Raw genomic sequence first — 20491 nt, forward strand, 5'->3', positions numbered from 1 at the left:
GCATTGGTCAGCGGTGTGCGAGTTCTCGGTCGTCAGAAGTTTGCTCGGCCAGGCGCCGCAGCGCGCGTGCCGTGTGGGGGCTCGTACCCAGTCTGCGCGCTGCAGAGAGGTCGGCGACGGTATCGGCGTCGGTTCGCAGTGCTGTTGCGATAGCGGCGGGGTGCGCGGCGAAGAGGTCGGTGAACCCTGCCGCGCGGTGACGCGCGGCCGAGTGGGTACCGAACTCCGGCGCGAAGGAGAAACCGGCGCGCGCAGTTGCCATCGTCGTCCCGGCACCCGAGGCATCGGGGACGAACGCGCGCGGGTAGAGCCCGGCGCATTGCAGGGCCGCGCTCAGGTGTGCCGAAGTCAGCGCGGGAAGATCTCCGAGCAGTACTGCTGTCGAAACTGGGCCGCTGACGCGGGCAAGTTCGATACCCGCGCGAATAGCGGCCGTAAGGCCGCCGATGATCGGCTCGGGAACGCACTCGAGCCCGCGCTGCTCCACCTGCCGACCCACGACGATCACTCGTGTCACACCCGGAGCGTGGCGCGCCGCGTGCACGGTGTCGTGGGCAATGGCCTCCGCAAGATCGGTGCGCGCCCTTTCACCGAGCGACGCGAGCCGCGACTTGGCACGGCTGAGCACCTTCAGCGGAATGACGATCGTCCACTCGGTCATGCGGAGTATCCGTCGCGCGATCGCGCCTGGGGTGCCGCACGACGCTCTTCTTCGCGCCCGAGAGCGACGGCCTCTGCCGTGCCGAGCCAGAACAGGTCGTCACTCGAGCGACGGATGATCGTTGATGCACCGGGCAGATCGAGATCACCGACGAGGTGGGTCAGCCCGCTCACGATCGCGACGGGGCAGCCGCTGGACTTGCCCTTGATCAGGTCTCCGGCCCCGGCCAACTCGTCGGCAACGCAGGCCATCGTGACCAATAGGGTGCGGCCGGCCGCATCGACCGAGCCGCGAAGATCGTCGAAGACGTGGATGCCGGCTGCGCCGATCGCAACGTCAGTCTGCCCCTCGCGCCACGGCCGACCGAGCGTGTCGCTGATGACCACACCGATGAGGGCTCCGGTTGCCGCACGAAGACCTTGCGCGAGCGCTCGGGCTGAGGCATCCGGGTTCTCGGGCAACAAGAGAATGGTTCCCTCGTCGGTATTCGAGGCGTCTACCCCGGCGGCGGCGGCCACCATACCGAGACGGTTCTCGACAATGCGTGTGACGCCGCCGGGATGTATGCGCGTCGCGACGATCCGCACGGTCTCGTCGGTGATCGCCTGCTCGCGGTCGGCGGCGTGACGCAATCGCCCCTCGGCTTTCGAGACGATCTTGGACGTCACGATGAGGATGTCACCGTCTGCGAGTGATCCGGATGCGGCGTCGAGGATCATCGTCAGCAGATCGTCGCCTGACTGCACCTCGGGGATGCCCTCCAGGCGCCGCACTCCGAAACCTGACGCGCTCACGCGCGCAACCCCGGAAGAACTTCGCGACCGAAGACCTCGAGCCACTCGGCCTGGTTTCGCCCGACGTTGTGAAGGTAGATGCGATCGAAACCCAGATCGAGGTGGCGCTGGATGTGCGCCCGGTGCACATCGGGGTCGGCAGAGATCACCATCCGGCCATCGAAGTCTTCCGGCCTGACCGACCGTGCGATCTGCTCGAGGTCGAACGGTGAGCGAATGTCGCTGCGCGAGAAGCGCATACCGCCGTTCGGCCACTCGACGACAGCGTTGCGCATCGCGTCTTCGTCCGTCGGCGCCCACGAGAGGTGCAACTGCAGCACCTTCGGCATTTTCGTCGCGTCGCGCCCCGATTCTTTCGCACCTTCGGTGAACCGGGTCATCAGAGTTTGCAAGCGCTCGATAGGCGCGTCGGTGGTGATCAGGCCGTCGGCGACGCGACCCGCTCGGCGGGCCGTGACCGGGCCCGCGGTGGCGATGAGGACCTCGGGTGCGACCGCTGGCATCGTCCAGAGCCGGGTCGACTCCATCGTGAAGTGTGGGCCACTGTGGCGGACATCGCGGCCGGCGACCGACGCGGTGAAGAGCTTGCGGATGATCTCGACCGCTTCGAACATCCGGGCGATCCGTTCCGGCGCCTCCGGCCAGTATTGCCCGACGATGTGCTCGTTGATCGCCTCGCCCGAGCCGATCCCGAGCCAGTGTCTGCCGGGATACATCGCTGCGAGAGTGGCGCTCGCCTGCGCAATGACGGCGGGATGCGTGCGGAACGTCGGGGTTGTGACGCCGGGGCCGAAGTCCCCCTCCGTTCGTTCGCCGATGGCTCCGAGGACGCTCCAGACGAACGACGCGTGCCCCTGCTGGGGCACCCACGGCTGAAAGTGATCGGTTGCCATGACTCCCGAGAAGCCATGGGATTCAGCCAACGCTGCGAGAGTGACCGCATCTGAGGGAGCGAATTGCTCGAGCATGGACGCGTATCCGATCTGCACGGCTCACCCCCGGTTCGCGCGCGTCGTCGAGACCGGATGTCTCAACTCACGTGAAACCGATTATTGCGGATACTGTATCCAAAATGCAACTAATCACTTCGCGACGTTTGTCGTCGGTGATCGGCGCGAGCCGCGAGGCGCCGCGGTTTGCAGTCGCGCCGCCTCGTCGGCCTCGAGCAGGGCGATGACCGCGTCGCGCACGCTCTCGAGGTGGTTGCGCAACACCCCGAGCGCAGCATCCACATCGCCGCCCGAGACCGAGGCAAGAAGCTCCTCGTGAGAGTGGCTGTGGTCTCCCCCACCAACGAGTCGCCAACCCAGCACATAGCGTCCGACCTTCAGACGTAGCTGCTCGATCATTTCCCAGAGCAGCGGTCTGCGCTGCGCGTCATACAACTCGGAGTAGAAAGCCGACCGCGCATCGACGAAGTCTTCACCTTCGTTCTCGGAGTCAGCGGCTTGCGCCAGCTCGACGAGGTGTTCGAGCCGCTCGGGGGTCATGTCGACCATCGACAGCCGAAGGGCCTCGAGCTCGAGGAGCGACCGAATCTCGTACACCTCTCGCGCCTGCGACGCCGAAAGTGCCTTGACGACCGCGCCCTTCCGATCGTGGAACTCCACCAGACCGTCAGCCTCGAGTTGGATGAGGGCAGAACGCACCGGCAGGCGCGAGACGCCGATCAGTTCGGCGAGCGTTTCTTGCCGCAGCTTCTGGCCGGGTGCGAGAGTCCCGTTCAGGATCGCGTCGCGCAGAATGTCGTAGGCCATGACGCCCACCGACCGATAGCCCGTGGAGATTCGACCAGCAAGTTGCTGGAGCGCCTGGGCGCCCGATTCGTCGAGAGGGCCGGGATCTGCCGCATCGGCAGTGCTTCGAGGTGCCATGGCAGATGAACCTATCGGAAAATCCGAGCATTTCGGCAGTTCGGATCCAGGATTCGCGATCTTTGAGCCATTTAGCCCTCGCGCAGCCGGCACCAGCTCGTGCGCCCGGACCGCGCGATCGGCGACGAGAACGAGCTGCGGGACGAACTTGGCCCTACGTTGGCCTCGCTTCACGCGTTGGTCTTGACCGTCGACAGAAGCTTCGTGAGCGTCACCTTTGCGTCTCCGAGCACGATCGACACCTTCGGGTCGAAGAACAACTCGTTGTCGATTCCCGCAAAGCCGGGATTCAGTGAGCGCTTGAAGAACACAACCTGCTGAGCATCCGCCACGGTGAGAATCGGCATGCCGTAGATGGGCGACCCGGGCGAGGTCTTCGCCGCCGGATTCACCACGTCGTTGGCACCGACGACGAGCGCCAGGTCTGTGCTCTTGAACCGAGGGTTGACCTCGTCCATTTCAACGAGGGCCTCGTACGGCACGCTGGCCTCGGCCAGCAGAACATTCATGTGCCCGGGCATGCGACCGGCGACAGGATGAATTCCGAAGACGACGTCCACTCCCCCGGTCCGCAGAATCTCGGCGAGTTCGGCCGCAGCGTGGTGGGCTCCAGCCACTGCCAGGCCATACCCCGGCACGATCACCACGCGCTGCGCGTAGTCGAGCAGAATCGCGACGTCGTCGGTCTCCATCGTCCGCACCGGGCGATCCGATGCCTCTGACGCCGAACCTCCCACCGCGCGTGGGCGGAACGCCCCGAATACGATTCCCGTCACGGTGCGACCCATCGCCTTGGCCATCGACATCGTGAGGATCGTGCCGCTCGCCCCGACCAGCGTGCCGGCGATGAGCAGCAGCACATTGCCGAGGACGAGGCCGGATGCTGCCACCGCAAGCCCGGTGAACGCATTGAGCAGCGAAATGACGATCGGTACATCCGCACCACCGATCGGCATGACCAGCAGCACCCCGAGCACGAGCCCCGCCACGAGAAGACCCCACGCCCACAACAGATCGCCGGTGAGTACCAGCCCGACACCCGCCGCAACGGCGGCGAGAAGCATCCCGATCATGAGAAGCCGCAGCCCTGCGAAGGTGACCGCGCGCGAGGTGATGATGCCCTGCAGCTTGCCGAACGTGACGAACGACCCCGTGAGCGAGACGCTGCCGATGAGCACGGTGAGGGCGACCACGGCGAGGGTCCAGGGGCTTTCGGAGTGCGAGACCTCGACGAGAGCGACGAGGGCCGCTGCCCCGCCGCCGACGCCGTTGAACGCGGCGACGAGTTGCGGCATCTCGGTCATCTGCACGCGGCGCGCCGCGATCACGGCGATGATGGATCCCGCGACCATCGCGGCAAGGATCGCAACGAGGTTCTGCAGGTCGATGCTCAACATGTAGGCGAGCACGGCGAGCGCCGCGCCCGCGGCGCCGAACAGATTCGCGCGGCGGGCCGTGCGCGGGTTTCCGAGGCCCTTCAGCGCGAGGATGAACAGCACCGCCGCGACGATGTAGCAGACGGTGACGACTTCTGCGGGGAGCAGCCTCATCGCTTCGCCCCCTCATTCGCGGTTGTCCCTGCGGTGCTGGCAACGCGCCGGGGCTTCGCCGAGAACATCACCAGCATGCGGTCGGTCACAACGAACCCGCCGACGAGGTTGATGGTGGCTAGGAAAACCGCCAGGATCGACAGGATCAGCGCAAGTGCATCTTCGGCAGCACCTGCGACCATGATCGCTCCAAGCAGGATGATGCCGTGGATGGCGTTGGCCTCGCTCATGAGCGGGGTGTGGAGGGTGCTCGAGACCTTCGAGACGACCTCGAAGCCCAAGAACACCGCGAGGATCGTGACGGTCAGCAAGGCGAAGGCATCCATCAGGCCGGCACCTCCAATGCTTCGCGGACGCGATCGTTGCGCACCGCGCCGGCGTGGGTGACGGCGGAGCCGCCGACCAGCTCATCGTCGAAGTCGAGCACGAGGTTCCCTTCGTGGAGCATCGGGAGCAGGAAGTTCGCGTAGTTCATCGCGAGGAGTTTCGAGGCATCCGGAGCAAGATCCGACGTGATGTCGCATGCTCCGATGAGGGTCACTTCTCCTCCGTCGACGGCGATCCGCTGATGTTCGCCGGCGACTGAGCCTTCGATGTTGCCGCCGGTCTCTGCGGCCAGGTCGACCAGCACAGAGCCGGGCTTCATGCGACGCACCATCGCCGCCGTCACCAGTCGCGGGGCCGCGCGCCCGGGGACGGCCGCGGTGGTGATGAGAATGTCGGATGCCGCGACATGCGTGGCCAGCAGCTCTTGCTGCCGCGCGACCCGGTCTTCGGCGAGTTCTGCGGCATAGCCTCCGCCTGCGTCGGCGGTGCCGAGATCGAGGTCGATGAAGGTGCCGCCGACCGACCGGACCTCGTCGGCCGAGGCGGCACGGATGTCGTTGGCCGACACCACCCCGCCGAGCCTCTTCGCGGTGGCGATGGCTTGGAGACCGGCCACCCCGGCCCCGAGCACGAGCACTCGTGCGGGGGCGAGCGTTCCCGCGGCGGTCATGGTCATCCCGAACATGCGCCCGAAGGCATCTGCCGCCAGGGTGACGAGCCGGTATCCCGCGATCAGCGACTGCGAGGTGAGCACGTCCATCGACTGCGCGCGTGAGATCCGCGGCAGCAGGTCGAGAGCGAAGGTCGTCACCCCGCCGTCCTGGGCAGCGCGGACGGCGTCGATGCCGCGGAAGGGATCCATCGTGCCGACCGTGATGGTTCCGGCCGGCAGGGCCGAAGTCTCCTCCACGGTGAGGGGTCGCACATGGAACAGCACGTCGGCCGCCATCGCCGAGCCGGGCTCGACGAGGGTCGCGCCGACGGCCTCGAACGCGGCATCCGCTATCGATGCACCCATCCCCGCATCGCGCTCGACCTGCACCGCCACGCCCGCCGACAGCAGCTTCTTGAGGCTCTCGGGTGTGGCGGCGACGCGCCTTTCTCCGGGTATGCGCTCAGCGCGCACGCGGACGGTGACCGTCACGAATCCTCACTTCTGCTCCACGTCGTCGTCGAAGCTCTGTGGGAATCGTAACGAAGCTTCGATGGGTCAAGATCACATCAACGATCACGATCCTGACACCGCAGTGCGCGGGTCGAAGCCCCAGGGCAGCTCGAGCCCGTGGGCGGCCATGAGATCAGCATCCGCTAACAGCTCGACCGTCGGGCCGTCGGCGACAATCCGGCCACCGTCGAGCACGAGAGCCCGCGGGCACAGCTCGAGCGCGTACGGCAGGTCGTGTGTGACGACGATGATCGTCGCATCCAGCGCCTGCAGGGTCGTCGACAGCTCGCGCCGCGACGACGGGTCGAGATTCGACGTCGGTTCGTCGAGGACGACCACATCGACATCCATGGAGAGAATGGTCGCGATCGCGGCGCGACGACGCTGACCGAGTGAGAGGTGTTGTGGCGCGCGGGATGCCGCGTCCGCCAGTCCTACGCTGCCCAGCGCCCGCGTGACCCGGTCGTCGAGTTCGTCGCCGCTCACCCCGTAGTTCGACGGGCCGAAAGCGACGTCTTCACCGACAGTGGGCATGAAGAGCTGGTCGTCGGGATCTTGAAAGACGAGCCCCACCCGACGCCGGATCTCTCGGACAGTATCCCGACCGAGCACCGCGCCGCCGATCGTGACGGAACCCGCCGAGGGCGTCAGGATGCCGTTCAGGTGCAGCATGAGGGTCGTCTTGCCCGCGCCGTTCGGGCCGAGCACGGCCACTCGCTCGCCCGCGGCCACCTCGAAACTCACTCCTCTGAGCACCGCGCGACCGCGGTCGCCGGGATACGCGTAGTGCAGGTCGCGCACCGAGACTGCGGCGCTCATAGGCGACCCGGCTCGCTGTAGCCGCGGGCGAGCATTGCGAGGTGCACGCGTTCGCCGCGCGCGTGAGAGCGCGCGAACAATGAGCCCATACCCGTGGCGATGACCCGCCAGGAGCGCGGGCCGCGGGCCACGAACCCGCGCGATTCACGGGCGGTGCGCATGCGCGCCGACTCCCCCACGATCACGTCGAGGTACCGCAGCATGAACGCCATGATCGACGTGAGTTGACGGGGCAACCGCAGTGACTCGAGCGCGAGCACGATCCGCCGTGGCTCGGTCGTGGTGACCAGCACGATCGAGGCGAGCACGGCGAGGGTCGCCTTGACGAGCAACCCCCACGCTCCCCACAACCCCGCGATCGACAGCGAGAGCCCGAGCACCTCCGTGCGTGGTCCGGTCGCGATGAACGGCATGAGCACAGCGAACACGACGAACGGCACTTCGATCACCATGCGCCGCAGCACCGTGCGGGGCGGGATGCGGACGGATGCCAGCATCCCGATCACGAACACGCCATAGACGCCGAACGCGACGAACCACTCGCGCGGGGTGGCAACGACTATCACCGCGAACGCGACCAGCGCGAGCAGCTTCACCCGCGGCGAAGCGCGGTGCAGCCATGTGTCACCGGGCCGGTGGCCCCACAGAGCCGGAGTCGCCACGTCAGTCCTGCGCCGCGCGCCTGGAGGCCGCACGTCCGACGAGCCAGGCAAGCCCGAAGGTGACTGCGCAGCCGATCGTGCCCGCGATCACGAGCTGCAGCCACGGGTTGTCGACGAACGAGACGCCGTAGTCGGCGAGCGGGCTGCCTGCCGTCGCGCTGTCTTCGGCCGACCCGATGAACCCGGTCGACTCGGCCACGAACTCAAGCCCGTCAGGGTTGCTCGACGCCCAGACGCTCAGCACGCAGGCGATGAACAGCGCGGTTGCGAGCGCTCCGACCGTGAAGAACTTCGTCGACATCCGATGCGGAATGAACGTGCGGCGGCGCGATGCGCTCATGCCAGCACCCCCGCCGTGACGCGAGGTGCGCGTTCGAACTGCGCTCCGTAGACGAGGTCGGGGCGCGTGGCGAGCACCGCCGAGACGATGAGGGCGGTGATGATCGCCTCACCGAGGCCGATCGCAGCGTGCCACCCGAGCATCGCCGCGAGCACGGTGTCGAGCGGCACCGACACGTTGCCGCCGATCGCGAAGAGCCCCACGAAAACGGCGGCAGCAGCCGGCACTGACAAAAACGCTCCGAGGGCGGATGCTACGGCCACTGCCCAGCGACGACCGGGCAGCACCCGCATGACAAGGCGGAACACTCCCCACCCGACGAATACGGTGACCAATCCGATCAGAGTGATGTTGGTGCCGAGCGCGGTGATACCCCCGTCCGCGAACAGAAATGCCTGGACTATCAGCACCACACTCAGACAGAGGACCGCGGTGGCGGGGCCGACGAGCACGGCGGCGAGCGCTCCCCCCATCAGGTGGCCGCTCGTACCCGCGCCGACGGGAAAGTTGACCATCTGCGACGCGAAGATCAGCGTCGCAACGATCCCGACCATCGGCGCTTTGCGATCATCGACGAACTCTTTGCCGGCGAGCTTCAGCGAGATCGCGATGCCTCCCGCGGCCACGACACCCGTGGCGATCGAGGTGGGCAGGTTCAGAAATCCGTCGGGAACGTGCACGTGCGCCCTTTCCGGCGTGATGCGACTCAGTCGCGCCTTGATGTCACTCTAGTGCGACCCAGTCGCACGAAGTCAGAGCCTCGTGGGCACTGTGTCACGATGGGTGGCATGTCCGAGGCGACGCACGCGCACCTGCATCACTCCTCGCCGGATGCTGCCGTCGAGGTGGCTCTCGACGCGCTGCGCGCGCGGGGCGAACGGGTCACCACCGCGCGCCGTGCGGTGCTCGACGTACTCGCGCGCACCCACGAGCACTTGAGCGCGGATCAGGTCGTCGCCGACCTCGAGAAGGTCGCGCCGGATGTACACCGGGCGACGGTGTACCGCACGCTCGAGATGCTCGCCGATCTCGGCGTTCTGTCGCACCTGCACTCCACCGGCGGGGCGACCGTCTATCACTTCGCCTCCTCGCCCGAGGGGCACGAGCACCTGCACGCCCAGTGTCGGGTGTGCGGGGCGATCATCGTGATTCCGGCCGACGCGCTGGCCGAAGCATCCGTCCGCGTCTCACGCGCCACCGGGTTCGCCATTGACGGCCCGCAGTCCACCCTGATGGGCGTGTGCGCCGAGTGCATCGCGTCCGAACGGGTTCGCGGCGCGTAGCTCTGACGTGAAGCGGCTGACTTACAGCGCTCGGGCGATCGCGAGACCCGCCAGGGCTGCGGCGACCGCAAGCACCAGCATCCCGAACGCGTTGATCGCGAATCGCCGCCACTCGCGCCCCTCGGCCATTCGCACCGTGTCGACCATGGCGGTGCTGAAGGTGGTGAAGCCGCCCATGAGGCCGACGCTGAGGATCAACCAGGCTTCAGCGCCGAGAAGCGACGCCCCCGCAAGTCCGGCCAGAAAGCCGCTGATCAGCGACCCTGTGACATTGATCACCATCGTTCCCCACGGAAAGCCGCTGCGCGTCCGGCTGAGGATCAGCCCGTCGACGATGAATCGCAGCGCCGCGCCGGTTCCGCCGCCGATCATGATGAGCAACATCAACCCAGGGTTCACGAGACAACCTCCTGCGAGTCGGCCCGCCGCGGAAACACACGGGACCCCACCCACACGCCGAGCGCGGCGAGCGCGATGCCCGCGATGACACTGCCGACCGCGTACAGGCTTCCCGCGAGGGGATCACTCTCGAGCAGCAGGGCGGTGTCGGTCGCGAGCGCACTGTAAGTGGTGAACCCACCCAGCACGCCGGTACCGAAGAACAGGCGCACGTCGCGCTTCACCGGCGTTTCGGTGTCGCGAGCGCCGAGCGCGCCGAGCAGAACCCCGAGCGAAAACGCCCCGACCATGTTGACCAGCAGGATGCCCCACGGCACGCCTTCCTGTGCCGCGACGACGAGGACGGTGCTCTCGCGGGCGAAGGTCCCGAGCGCGCCGCCGATGAACACGGCGACGATCAGGCGCGGCCTCGCAAAGAGCGGCTGGGCGATCTGCGACGCGTTGCCGCGCTCAGGATCGGTGAAAGACACGCAGGCTCCTTCGGTTGTCACACGACAATAGCTTCGCGCGCGAACCTCACAGGGAAGCGAAGGGCGCTCGTGTCGCGTACGGTTAGGAGGAAGCATGCTGCCCGAACGGATGCTTCAGGAGGACTGACGCTCATGAAGATCACCGCAAGTTCGGACTGGCGAGACTCTCTCGCCTTCGATGCGCCCACCGTTGTCTCTGAGATCGCACCCGGTGAAGACACCCGATGCTCGGTCTGCGGGCCGGCGTCAGACGCCCGCCCCCGCACAGAGCTGTGGGCGCTGAAGCACCGTCACCCCACCGATCACGCGGGCTATGTGCGGTTCTACTGCACCGAGCACCTGCCGGTCATCGACCGTAAGCCTGCAGCGGCGAAGACGGCCAAGGCCAACGCTGCCCGCGCCGAGCGCAAGACCGCCACGCGCCGCCCCATGCTCAGCGACGCCCCGCTGCGCGCTCTGTGCCCGAACTGCTTCGTCGAGACGTCGGCCAAGGGTCTCTGCGGAATCTGCGGCACCCAGCTCTAACCCTCTCCTAGAGAGTCAATCCCGCTCGGCGAGGGTGTGACGGGGGTACGCTCCCCCGGCGATCTTCACCAGGTGGGCGTGCGCGTACTCGCACACGAGCGCGTGGCGATAGACCATGCGCGGAACGTCGACGTTCGAGTCCATCCAGAGGCTCAGCGCCCCGAGCTTCCAGTGCCTGAAGGTGTCGTCGTCGGTGATCACCGCGAGGATCTCCATGAATGAATCGTCGAAGCGGATGCTGTGCACCGCGCGGCGGTACTCCTCGACGGTCAGTGCCATCGAGAACGGAATGTTCATGAAGCACAGCGCGGTCTGGATGTCGAGCCGGAACTTGCGGCGATGCGAGCGCTCAGCATCCAGCTTCGGAATATCGAGCTGAGTGAAGTCGAGCTTCTCTGCGGCCGTGAGCGGAACACCGTCGAGGGCGATCAGCACGTCGTAGACGTTGATGTCGTGCTCGACCACGGCCTCGTCGCCGAGGCCCGCGAGGGTTTCGGGGCGCAGCGTGACCGGCTTCATGTCGACCGGGGTGTTGCGGATGATGAAGTTGACCAGGTTGGTCTCGACGACGAAGTGGCGGATCAGCAGCTCGCCCGCATCGGGTGAGACGAAGTTGCGCAGAAACCAGACGCAGAGAAAGTCCATGGCAGGCAGCGGCATCCACCGAAACGGCAGCACCCGCTTGATCATCGAGATGATCGCCACGAGCACGCGGGAAAACACGCGGGCGAGGGGGTAGAGCCAGCGGCGCGAGAGCCGGCGCTGATCGTTGATGATCATCTTGACCACCGTGCGGTCGAGCGGCACCGACGGGTCGGAGTAGATCGCCTCCCACATGCTCGGGTCGGACTTCACGAACTCCGGGATGGAGGGCATCGAGGGCATCGACGGGAAGGACGGCTTGGATGCTGCCACCTCAGTTGTCCAGTTCTTCCAGTTGCAGCGCGTAGAGGCGGGCGACCACCTCGGCGCACCGCACGATCTCGTCGGCGGCCGACTCGTCGACGATGCCCGAGGTGAGGATCGCCTCGAGGTCGCCGGTGTGGGCGGCGTCGGCCTGCTCGTGGTACCGCATGAAGTGCACCTGGCTGTCGGCGAGCCCGAGCAGCTCCTGGTAGCGCGCGGCCCACGCGGCCGCGCGCCGCGCGCCGAGACCCTCGATGATGAACATCGCGCCCATGAGCCCCACCGGGTTCGGCTGGTCGGCGTAGTGGAACATGTAGCCAGAGAGGGCTTCGGAACCGAGGTTCTTGCGACCCGCGCGAAGCTCGGCGAGGGTGCCGCCGACGGCGACGTAGTCGCGCTCGATCATGAGGTAGTCGCGATGCTCTTCTTCGGCGTGCTTGATCGCGGCCGCGCGCAGTTCGAAGTGCGGAATGTCGAAGTTCGACGCCGCGCGCGAGATCCACAGCGACCCGTCGACGACCTGCTGGCGAAGGTTGAACAGCAGACGCCGGTAATCGTCGATCGTGGCCGTGCCGTCGTCCAGTCGCGCCAGCACCGGCACGCGGGCGAGCCTCGCCTCGAAGTCTTCCCACACCGCGGCGAGGCGATCGGCGAGTGTCTCGGTGACTGTTTCGGTGGATGCGAGGGTGTCGGTCATGACGATGCTCCTTGCTGGGTGGGCGGGGCGACGACGGTGAGGTGGGCGAAGGCGAAAGAGAACCGCCCCGACTCGGGCACAGCGAGAAGGATCGTCTCGCCTGGCGCGAAGCGTCCGGATCTCCAGGCTTCTTCGAGGGCGATGAAGATGCTCGCGGCGCCGGTGTTTCCGCGGGTCTCGAGGTTCGAATACCAGCGGTCGGTGTCGAGCGTCGGGATTCTGCGGCGCAGCGCATCGAAGGCGACATCCCGAAAAACGTTGGTGCTGTAGTGACAGATCACGTGGTCGAGGTGCTTCACATCGACCAGGCCGATGTCGACGAGCTCTTCGAACTGATGGATGCCGCACTCGGCCAACTCGTCGAGCATGCTGACGTCCTGCCGGAGCAGGAACATCCCGCGCGCGTCTGCCTCGGCCGTGCTGACGTCTTGCCACGTGCTCCCGATCTCGGGCTCAGGCCCCTGCATCCCCGCGCGCATGCAGACGTCGTGCTCGTGCGCGAGTGACACGTGCCGCACCCAGTCGACGCGCAACGAAGGCTTCGTCGGATGGGGTTGGAACTCCACGACCACAGCTCCGGCGCCGTCCGACAGCATCCATCGCAAGAAATGAGCGTCCATCCCGGCGCGGATTCCTTCGTAGCGACGCTGGCGCAGGCTCCGGCTCGGCAGTTCTGACCCGACGACAGCCGCTCGCGGGTGGTCGCCGAGACGGATCTTGCTGACGGCCGCATCGAGCGCCGCGAGGCTCGACGCGCACACGCCCGAGGCCGAGAGCAACTGCATGGGGCCGCCGCCGAGCCGGCCGTGCACCATCGATGCAAACCCGGGTACCAGCACATCGCCCATCGTCGTCGCGGTGGCGAGCATGCGCAGGTCGGTCGCCTCAATGCCGCGATCGGCCAAAGCTGCGTTCAGCGCTTTCACCGCGAGATCTTCGTTGAGTTCGTTCGCCTCGCCGTGCTCGTCGAGGGCGTAGTGGCGGGTCTTGATGCCGTTCTGCTCGAGAATGCGGCGACGGATACGCTCGGTGACCGCATCGTCACCGCCGAGCCGCAACACAATGCCGTCGTTGTCGACCGGTTCGCCCGGAAGATAGCTTCCGAATCCGGTCAGATACGCGGTCGCCGTCGTGGCCATGTGCACACCCTATGTGAGCGAGTGCGCCGACGAGATCGCTTCAGAGCGCGCCGCGTGCGTGTGAGGACGCGACGACGGATGCTGCGAGCCTGTCGAGGTCGGCCTCGATCATCGCGATATCGCGGGCGAACTCTTCGTCCGTCATATCGATCTGCCGGACGGTGAAGATCACCTCGGCACCGTTTGGATGCGAGAACACCCGCATGGGATTGGTGACCACGACCCCCGAGGGCAAGGTGACGTCATGATCGAGCACGCCGAACGAGTTGCGCTCCACGAACTGAATGCGTACGCGTCCCATCGAGGACTCGACGAAGAGCGCGTCACCTTCTTGAGTAACCTCCGACTGTGCAAGGCCCGCCGCCCAGACCGGGAGGTTGCGAAGATCAGCGGCGAAGTCATAGACGGTCGCGACATCAGCAGCGATAACTCGACTGACGTGGTGGCTTCTCATTGATGCTCCGCGAGTGAGGCTTCGAGCAGCTCTCGGAGCACGCCCCGATCCACCCCCGTCAGCCGTGTGAGATAGAGGCAGACCTTGCTCGCGCGATGCGGGCCGAGCGACGCCATCAGTTCGGGCCACCTCTCACTGAAGTCAGCAGGCAGGTAGACGGTGTGCCGGGCTGAACCCGAGGCGAAGGCAAGCCGAGGCATCCGTCCGCTGCGTCCGCTCTCGTAGCGGTATTCGACGTCGCCGAACCCGATGATGCGGCCCGCCCAGACGATCGGTTGCTCGCCGCTGATCTCGCCGAAGATCGCAAGGAGTTCGTCGGCCTCGGCGCGACGCGGACCGGTCGCCCGGTTGAGCACGTCTTCGACCGGCGTCTCGGACGGTGACATCGCTGGTTGGTGTTCTGGCACTGTTCACCTCTTCTGGGACGCTCGAGGACCTGGGATCCCCTGATTATCACGTGAGCGACCGATTGGCAACGGCCCTGGGTTGTCGACAGTGTTAGTGCACACTCAGAGGTCGAGCCCGCGCCGATCGTACGGGCTCATGCACCAGGAGGTTCACCATGTTCCGCACTCTCATCCGCTATATGCCGCTGATCCTGCCCGTCGTTCTCAAGTTCTGGCAGTCGCGCAAGGCAGCCAAGTCGACCACCGGTCGCACCGCACCGACGACAGGCCGCTGAGCCGACACAGACATTCGACGGCCTCCCTGCGCGCACAGCTACTCGCAGGCGAGGCCGTCACCATCTCCGTCGCCACCGTGGCCGGTGCCGACCGCGAACCACTGATAGATCTCCGATTGCGCGGGATCGTCGCGGTTGAACGGGCCGACCGGATGCCCGACGTCGTTCTTCTTGAGCTTCGTGCACGACGAGTACTGGGTCCACCAGGTGTCGACCACCGGGGCAAGCGCCAGCGCCTGACAATCGACTGTCACCACGAGACCGTCGGCGCCGAGCGTGGCGAGCTGGCTCGCGTGATAGTTCTCTTCTCGCGGATGCTGCGGATACCCGTCCCGCGAGTCGTACCGAGCGACCGCGTTGCCTGACTGCAACTGCAAGAGCCCGAGATCGACACCCGCGGGGGTGGTGACGTAGCGAACGAGTCGCCCATGCTGGTCTTGGTCGTTCTGACCTGCCGGCAGTTCGAGCGTCACTGGATCACCCGAAGCGATCACCGCAGAGATCGCCGCTGACGCACCGTTGTCGCCGCACTCGCCGCGCTCGGGCGTGTCGATCCCGATGATCCGGACTGTCCCGACGCTGGTTTCGATCGTGTCGCCGTCGATGACCGAGACGAACGTCACGGGTGCGATGGTCTCGACGGGGGCGACGGATGCTTCGGTCTCCGCACTCTCGGCGGCGTCTGCGGACGGGGCCGTTGTGGGCAGCTGTTCGGTGGGCGCAGCATCCGGAGCACAGCCTGCGAGCGCGATCATCACCACCACCGCCAACCCGACTGACCCGAGTGTCGTCACCCGTCGCACGTGCTCTCCATCCCCAGCCCGCGTCCCCACGCGGGGAGCGCTGCGCTGGCCAGTTTCCCGTCGCGCTCAGGTCGAACGTAACAGCGCGGCTGCGCCGCTGTCACGGCTGGGACCGCCTCGCGGGCGACGCGCGACCTTACGCGTGCAGAGCCCGAATTACAAGTAGGCAATCAAAGTTCTTGCTCGATGGTTTCGTTGCCGGTCGGTGCACCCCCGGTACCGCTTCGCCTCCCCCGAGAAAGGAACAACCAATGTCGTTTTCACGGCCCGCCCCACTCGTCCCGCGCCTACACCACTGGGTCAACTCCGCGAGTGATCTCGTGGTTGCACCGAGGTCACCGCGCAGACGGCGAAGCACCTGGATCGCTCCCGTACCAGTCACAGCCCCCCGGCTGTCGTGACTGCCGGCGGCGGAGCAAGCCCTAGCTGAGACGCCCGCTCCCGCGCGCAGAGCGCGGGCGCACCCGCGAGGATAGGCGGCTGGCGAAGCAAATACAAGTACCCAAACTCTGCTTGCTTTCGGTCCTACCGTCGGAGCCTGCGCAGTTGCACTTCTTCACGCAACCCGCATACCCCTCGTTCAACGGAGAACCCCATCCGGGATCTGATTCGATCCCCCGCGCGTCCACGAACAGAGGTAGTGCCATGAACGAAGTGCGTCCTGAGCTCGTCAGCCAGCTCATGTCGGGTCCGTCGCCGGACTTCGTGTCGGTCGTCCAGGACGCACTGGGAACGATCGACTGGGGTGCGATCCAGCAACTGTTCGACACTCTTGCGCCCTTCTTCCCCTTCGCCATCGCCGGCACCATCGTGTGGGGGCTGTGGATCTACCGGTTCGCGCTGTCGCGCCGCGCACAACCGATCGAGAACGCGCATCGCGCCACCACCTCGGTCATCGTCCCCTCCTACCACGAAGACCCCGACATCCTTCTGGAGTGCCTCGACTCGTGGCTCGCGCAAGATCCGGACGAGATCATCATCGTGCTCGATCTCGCCGACCTCGAGGCGTACGACCGCATCACGGCGCTCGCCAACCCGCGTGTGCACCCCATCCTTTTCCACCACGTCGGCAAGCGCTCGGCGCTGGGCGCCGGCATCCGCCTCGCCCAATACGACCTGCTGATCCTCACCGACTCCGACACCCGCTGGGAAGACGCACTGCTGCGCAACGTGCAGATGCCGTTCATCGACCCTGAGGTCGGCGGCGTGGGCACGCAGCAGAACGTGTACCAGCGCGCCACCAGCGTGTGGCGTCGCATCGCCGACTGGATGGTGAACCTCCGCTACTACGACTACGTCCCGGCGATGGGCCGTGCCGGCGCGGTGCCCTGCCTGTCGGGGCGCACTGCCGCCTACCGCCGCGATGCGGTGCTCGCTGTGCTCGATCACCTCGAGAACGAGTTCTTCCTGGGCCGCCGCTGTATCGCCGGCGACGACGGACGACTGACGTGGTTGATCATCGCGTCGGGTTACAAGACCGTGCACCAGTCCAGCGCTCGCGCGCTCTCGATGTTTCCCGACACCTTTCGCGCATTCATCAAGCAGCGGGTGCGGTGGAGCCGCAACTCGTACCGCTGCTACCTGACCGCTATCGCGAAGGGGTGGCTTTGGCGGGTTCCGTTCGTCACGAAGATCACCGTCCTGCAGATCCTCTTGACACCCGTCACGATGGGCATGACGCTGACCTATCTGATCTTCGCGCGTCTCGAGTTCACCGCCATCGGCATCGCGGCCACACTTGCGTGGTTGCTCCTGGGGCGCGGCATCCGGGGCTTCTCGCACCTGCGCCGGCACCCCCGCGACATCCTCATCCTGCCGCTCATGGCTCTCACGGTGATCTTCATCGCGCTCCCGATCAAACTCTTCGCCTTCATCACGATGAATAAGCAGGGGTGGCTGACCCGCCATGCCGACCAGATCGGCGGCGACGGGCAGAGCGCGTCCTCACTGACGACAACCCCCACCGATGTCTCGACGTCGAGCGCGCAGCGAAGCGAAAAGGAGCTCGTCGCATGAGCCGCTCACGAAGGTTCTTCGGCACTCTGCTGATGACACTCGCCGTCATCGCGACCGCGTGCGTGGCTGGCGTGGTCTTCAACAATCCCCCGGCGATCGCCGCGGCGACGGATGCTTCGACCGACACGGCAGCCATGATCACGGGCGACCCTTACCTGGGCAATCCCGACGCAGAGACCGTGCTCGTCGCGGCCGAGCAGGAGCGGATCGATTTCGTCAAGTCCATCGGAACATCTGTCGAGTGGCAGGTGGAACGCGTCGAGGGTCCGTTCCGCGTGCCCACCACCCCGGCCGCGACCCTGGTGCTGACCGCCCGCGAGGCACCGTACACACGGGCCGACCTGCAGCGACTCGCCCCCGACACGTTCGTGGCGCAGGCGGACGGGTCGTTCTTGCTGTCTGAGAATGTGCTGGCGCTCAGCGGCGCGACCCTCGACCTCACCTCGACCGCCCCGCCCCCCATCAAACTTCTCAGCACGCCGAGCACGTTCGTCTCGATCGTGACGGTCGGCAGCGCCGTCACGATCACAGGTACCGCCGAGCAGGTCGCGGAGTTCACCAGCTTCGATCCTGCCTCCGGCGCAGCTGATACCTCGACCGCCGACGGACGCGCGTACATTCGCGCGATCGGCGGCACGGTGAACATCTCGCACGCTTCCTTCTCCGACCTCGGTTTCTGGGCCGGCGACACCGGTGGGCTCTCGCTGACCGGCGCGAACGACGCGGTCGCTGTGCCGATTGCGCCCGGCGCGCTCGAGGTCGGCGGCGCTCCCACCATCTCTGAGGCAGAGGTCACCGAACTGACCGCCGATGAGCAGCCCGCACCGAGCATGATCGGGGGCAAGATCTACAACGTCACTCTCACGAGAAACGCCTTCGGCCTCTTCATCTCATCCGCCTCCGGTGTGACGATCAGTCAGTCCAGCGTCACCGACAACCTGATCGACGGGCTCGTGTTGCACCGTGACGTCGCTGATACGGCGATCACCGCCGTGCAGGCGAACGGCAACGCCCGCGACGGCATCGTCGTCGAGCAGTCCAGCTCGGGCATCACGATGTCGGCGGTCACGGCATCCGAAAACGGTCGAAACGGCATCGGCATCGACGGCCGCCCGTTGGTGACGGGGCCGAGCGCCAACGGCACCGCGGTCACCGAATACGGTGATGTGCACGTGAGCGAGAGCACGGTCTCAGACAACGGTCGGTACGGCGTGCAGGTCATGGGCGGCAGCGCGATCAGCGTCACCGACAGTGATGTCACGGGCAACCTGGTGGGCGTCGCGCTGAACCGCGGGTCTACCGAAGTGCAGATCACGGGCAACACCTTCACCGCGCAGCAACGCCAGTCGATCTCGGTCGGTGGCGGCGTGAGCGCGAGCGTGATCGACAGCAATCGGTTCGAGTCCGTCGATACCGGCGTGCGCATCGACGGCGCCGCTGCGCTGGTCGAAGACAACGTCTTCGCCGATATCGGCAACCATGCCGTCACGCTCGTGGGTGACGCGACCGGAGTGCGCGTGACCGGCAACACGATCTCCGGCGACGGAAGCACTCCGTTCTACGACAACGCCACCGGTGGGTTCTTCGCCGGCAACGACGTCGACGGCTGGGCGAAGCCGGTGACCCCCACGTCGGTGGCACAGACGGTGGCGCAGCCGTTGACGCTGCTGTGGATCGGGCTCGGCGCGATCCTTCTCATCACCGCGATCGCGGGTTCGCGCAGACGTGCGACCGGCGACCTCTACCTCGAACGCCGACCCCTGACCGAGATCAGCCGCGGCATCGTCTCGGTCGATGACCTGAGAGGCCCCCGCTCATGAGCGACTACACTTCCGCACGTTCCACCCGGCGGCCGCGGCGACGGGTGACCCTCATCGCCGTCACCGTCGCCATCCTGTCGGCCATCCTGATCGGGGCCGCCACGATCGCCTGGGCCGTGAGCCGCACCACTGACTCCGACCGCGCGCCGGGTGGCCAGGCGTCGGAGAGCGCGCCGGCCGACGATTCCGATGGACAGTTCGCGTGCCCCGACGCATCCGTTGAGATCACCACTGCCGACGAACTCGAGAAGGCGCTTCAGGATGCCGAGCCCGGCGACGTCCTGAATCTCGCACCCGGTCGCTACGTCGGCGAGTTCGTGACGACACAGAGTGGCCGCCAGGGCGACCCCATCACCCTCTGTGGCACTGGCGAGAGTGTGCTCGACGGCGGCGGCATCAAGGGCGGCTACGTCCTTCACCTCGACGGTGCCACGCACTGGGTGCTTCAGGGGTTCAGCGTCGAGAACGGACAGAAGGGCGTGATGGCTGACGGCACGACCGGCACCACCATCCAGGGTCTGGCCGTGTCGCAGATCGGCGACGAAGCGATCCACCTTCGCGCCGGCAGCAGCGACAACCAGGTCATCGACAACACCATCAGCGACACCGGGCTGCGCAAGCCGAAGTTCGGCGAGGGCATCTATATCGGCACGGCCGAGAGCAACTGGTGCGACATCAGCAACTGCAAGCCCGATGAGAGCGACCGCAACCTCGTGGCCGGTAACGACATCTCGGGCACGACTTCCGAGAGCGTCGACATCAAAGAGGGCACGACCGGCGGCATCCTGCGCGACAACACCTTCGATGGCAGCACGATCACCGGCGCCGACTCGTGGGTGGATGTGAAAGGCAATGACTGGCTGATCGAAGGCAACACGGGCACGAACTCGCCCGAGGACGGTTTTCAGACTCACGAGATCGTCGACGGCTGGGGTACTCGAAACGTGTTTCAGAACAACACGGCCGACCTCGGCACGAAAGGTCTCGGCTTCTCACTCAAGCCTGAACGAGACAACGTGTTGATGTGTGACAACACCGTCTCTGGCTCGGGCGCAGAACTCAGCAACGTCGAGTGCGTCGAGTAATCCTCGCGCTCACTCCTACC

General features: G+C 66.3%; 24 protein-coding genes. 5 read left to right on the forward strand and 19 right to left on the reverse strand.

What is annotated here, in order from left to right; translation table 11 throughout:
• Positions 1-7: 7 nt before the first annotated feature.
• The 11 genes from cofC to LG299_RS04950 all read right to left on the reverse strand — a co-directional run bounded on the left by cofC (position 8) and on the right by LG299_RS04950 (position 8872).
• Positions 8-661 (reverse strand): 2-phospho-L-lactate guanylyltransferase, encoded by a 654-nt coding sequence (cofC, locus tag LG299_RS04900; protein WP_404433843.1) that lies wholly within the window; start codon positions 659-661, stop codon positions 8-10.
• Positions 658-1455 (reverse strand): coenzyme F420-0:L-glutamate ligase, encoded by a 798-nt coding sequence (cofE, locus tag LG299_RS04905; RefSeq protein ID WP_404433844.1) that lies wholly within the window; start codon positions 1453-1455, stop codon positions 658-660. Before cofE ends, cofC begins: the two co-directional genes overlap by 4 nt.
• Complete coding sequence (locus tag LG299_RS04910; RefSeq protein ID WP_404433845.1) at positions 1452-2423, reverse strand: TIGR03557 family F420-dependent LLM class oxidoreductase; 972 nt, start codon at positions 2421-2423, stop codon at positions 1452-1454. Before LG299_RS04910 ends, cofE begins: the two co-directional genes overlap by 4 nt.
• A 114-nt stretch (positions 2424-2537) precedes the next feature.
• A complete protein-coding gene (locus LG299_RS04915; protein ID WP_404433846.1) occupies positions 2538-3329 on the reverse strand; it encodes a GntR family transcriptional regulator in 792 nt (263 codons plus the stop codon).
• Between the two features lie 170 nt (positions 3330-3499).
• Positions 3500-4879 (reverse strand): NAD(P)(+) transhydrogenase (Re/Si-specific) subunit beta, encoded by a 1380-nt coding sequence (locus tag LG299_RS04920; RefSeq protein WP_404433847.1) that lies wholly within the window; start codon positions 4877-4879, stop codon positions 3500-3502.
• Positions 4876-5205 (reverse strand): NAD(P) transhydrogenase subunit alpha, encoded by a 330-nt coding sequence (locus tag LG299_RS04925; RefSeq protein ID WP_404433848.1) that lies wholly within the window; start codon positions 5203-5205, stop codon positions 4876-4878. Before LG299_RS04925 ends, LG299_RS04920 begins: the two co-directional genes overlap by 4 nt.
• On the reverse strand, positions 5205-6350 hold the full coding sequence (locus tag LG299_RS04930; RefSeq protein WP_404433849.1) for an NAD(P) transhydrogenase subunit alpha: 1146 nt from the start codon (positions 6348-6350) through the stop codon (positions 5205-5207). Before LG299_RS04930 ends, LG299_RS04925 begins: the two co-directional genes overlap by 1 nt.
• Before the next feature lie 84 nt (positions 6351-6434).
• Positions 6435-7190: an energy-coupling factor ABC transporter ATP-binding protein gene (locus tag LG299_RS04935; RefSeq protein ID WP_404433850.1), complete on the reverse strand. Its 756-nt coding sequence runs from the start codon at positions 7188-7190 to the stop codon at positions 6435-6437.
• Positions 7187-7852 carry a cobalt ECF transporter T component CbiQ gene (gene cbiQ, locus LG299_RS04940; protein WP_404433851.1) on the reverse strand — a complete coding sequence of 222 codons (666 nt, stop codon included), beginning with the start codon at positions 7850-7852 and terminating at the stop codon, positions 7187-7189. Before cbiQ ends, LG299_RS04935 begins: the two co-directional genes overlap by 4 nt.
• Position 7853: 1 nt before the next feature.
• On the reverse strand, positions 7854-8192 hold the full coding sequence (locus LG299_RS04945) for a PDGLE domain-containing protein (RefSeq protein ID WP_404433852.1): 339 nt from the start codon (positions 8190-8192) through the stop codon (positions 7854-7856).
• Positions 8189-8872: an energy-coupling factor ABC transporter permease gene (locus LG299_RS04950; RefSeq protein ID WP_404433853.1), complete on the reverse strand. Its 684-nt coding sequence runs from the start codon at positions 8870-8872 to the stop codon at positions 8189-8191. The genes LG299_RS04945 and LG299_RS04950 overlap by 4 nt, the downstream gene beginning before the upstream one ends.
• Before the next feature lie 108 nt (positions 8873-8980).
• On the opposite strand from LG299_RS04950, the gene LG299_RS04955 reads away from it, so the two are divergent.
• Positions 8981-9475, forward strand: a complete 495-nt coding sequence (locus LG299_RS04955) for a Fur family transcriptional regulator (RefSeq protein ID WP_404433854.1) — start codon at positions 8981-8983, stop codon at positions 9473-9475.
• Between the two features lie 21 nt (positions 9476-9496).
• On the opposite strand, the gene LG299_RS04960 is transcribed toward LG299_RS04955, so the two are convergent.
• Both LG299_RS04960 and LG299_RS04965 read right to left on the reverse strand, forming a co-directional pair.
• A complete protein-coding gene (locus LG299_RS04960) occupies positions 9497-9859 on the reverse strand; it encodes a fluoride efflux transporter FluC (protein ID WP_404433855.1) in 363 nt (120 codons plus the stop codon).
• 11 nt (positions 9860-9870) lie between these two features.
• Positions 9871-10344, reverse strand: coding sequence for a fluoride efflux transporter FluC (locus LG299_RS04965; protein WP_404433856.1), 474 nt, complete (start codon positions 10342-10344; stop codon positions 9871-9873).
• A 132-nt stretch (positions 10345-10476) separates the two neighbouring features.
• Between LG299_RS04965 and LG299_RS04970 the strand changes: the two genes are divergently transcribed.
• Complete coding sequence (locus tag LG299_RS04970; protein WP_404433857.1) at positions 10477-10869, forward strand: glucose-6-phosphate dehydrogenase; 393 nt, start codon at positions 10477-10479, stop codon at positions 10867-10869.
• A 15-nt stretch (positions 10870-10884) separates the two neighbouring features.
• Here LG299_RS04970 and LG299_RS04975 read toward each other — a convergent pair whose 3' ends face one another.
• The 6 genes from LG299_RS04975 to LG299_RS05000 all read right to left on the reverse strand — a co-directional run bounded on the left by LG299_RS04975 (position 10885) and on the right by LG299_RS05000 (position 15550).
• Positions 10885-11784: a DUF6999 family protein gene (locus LG299_RS04975; protein WP_404433858.1), complete on the reverse strand. Its 900-nt coding sequence runs from the start codon at positions 11782-11784 to the stop codon at positions 10885-10887.
• A 1-nt stretch (position 11785) separates the two neighbouring features.
• A complete protein-coding gene (locus tag LG299_RS04980) occupies positions 11786-12472 on the reverse strand; it encodes an iron-containing redox enzyme family protein (RefSeq protein ID WP_404433859.1) in 687 nt (228 codons plus the stop codon).
• A complete protein-coding gene (locus tag LG299_RS04985) occupies positions 12469-13611 on the reverse strand; it encodes a 3-oxoacyl-[acyl-carrier-protein] synthase III C-terminal domain-containing protein (protein WP_404433860.1) in 1143 nt (380 codons plus the stop codon). Before LG299_RS04985 ends, LG299_RS04980 begins: the two co-directional genes overlap by 4 nt.
• 40 nt (positions 13612-13651) lie before the next feature.
• Entirely contained in the window at positions 13652-14065 is a 414-nt protein-coding gene (locus LG299_RS04990) for an SRPBCC family protein (protein ID WP_404433861.1), read from the reverse strand.
• The gene (locus LG299_RS04995; RefSeq protein WP_404433862.1) at positions 14062-14451 is read right to left on the reverse strand and encodes a DUF1801 domain-containing protein; all 390 of its coding nucleotides are present in this window, start codon (positions 14449-14451) and stop codon (positions 14062-14064) included. The genes LG299_RS04990 and LG299_RS04995 overlap by 4 nt, the downstream gene beginning before the upstream one ends.
• A gap of 334 nt (positions 14452-14785) precedes the next feature.
• Positions 14786-15550 (reverse strand): thermonuclease family protein, encoded by a 765-nt coding sequence (locus LG299_RS05000; protein WP_404433863.1) that lies wholly within the window; start codon positions 15548-15550, stop codon positions 14786-14788.
• Between the two features lie 645 nt (positions 15551-16195).
• On the opposite strand from LG299_RS05000, the gene LG299_RS05005 reads away from it, so the two are divergent.
• From LG299_RS05005 to LG299_RS05015, 3 genes are read left to right on the forward strand one after another with little or no spacing between them, the layout of a single operon-like run.
• On the forward strand, positions 16196-17566 hold the full coding sequence (locus LG299_RS05005; protein WP_404433864.1) for a glycosyltransferase: 1371 nt from the start codon (positions 16196-16198) through the stop codon (positions 17564-17566).
• Positions 17563-19386, forward strand: coding sequence for a right-handed parallel beta-helix repeat-containing protein (locus LG299_RS05010; protein ID WP_404433865.1), 1824 nt, complete (start codon positions 17563-17565; stop codon positions 19384-19386). The genes LG299_RS05005 and LG299_RS05010 overlap by 4 nt, the downstream gene beginning before the upstream one ends.
• Positions 19383-20471: a hypothetical protein gene (locus LG299_RS05015; protein ID WP_404433866.1), complete on the forward strand. Its 1089-nt coding sequence runs from the start codon at positions 19383-19385 to the stop codon at positions 20469-20471. The genes LG299_RS05010 and LG299_RS05015 overlap by 4 nt, the downstream gene beginning before the upstream one ends.
• Positions 20472-20491: the final 20 nt, after the last annotated feature.

This window comes from Microbacterium lacus (genome assembly GCF_044794305.1).
Lineage (GTDB): Bacteria > Actinomycetota > Actinomycetes > Actinomycetales > Microbacteriaceae > Microbacterium > Microbacterium lacus_B.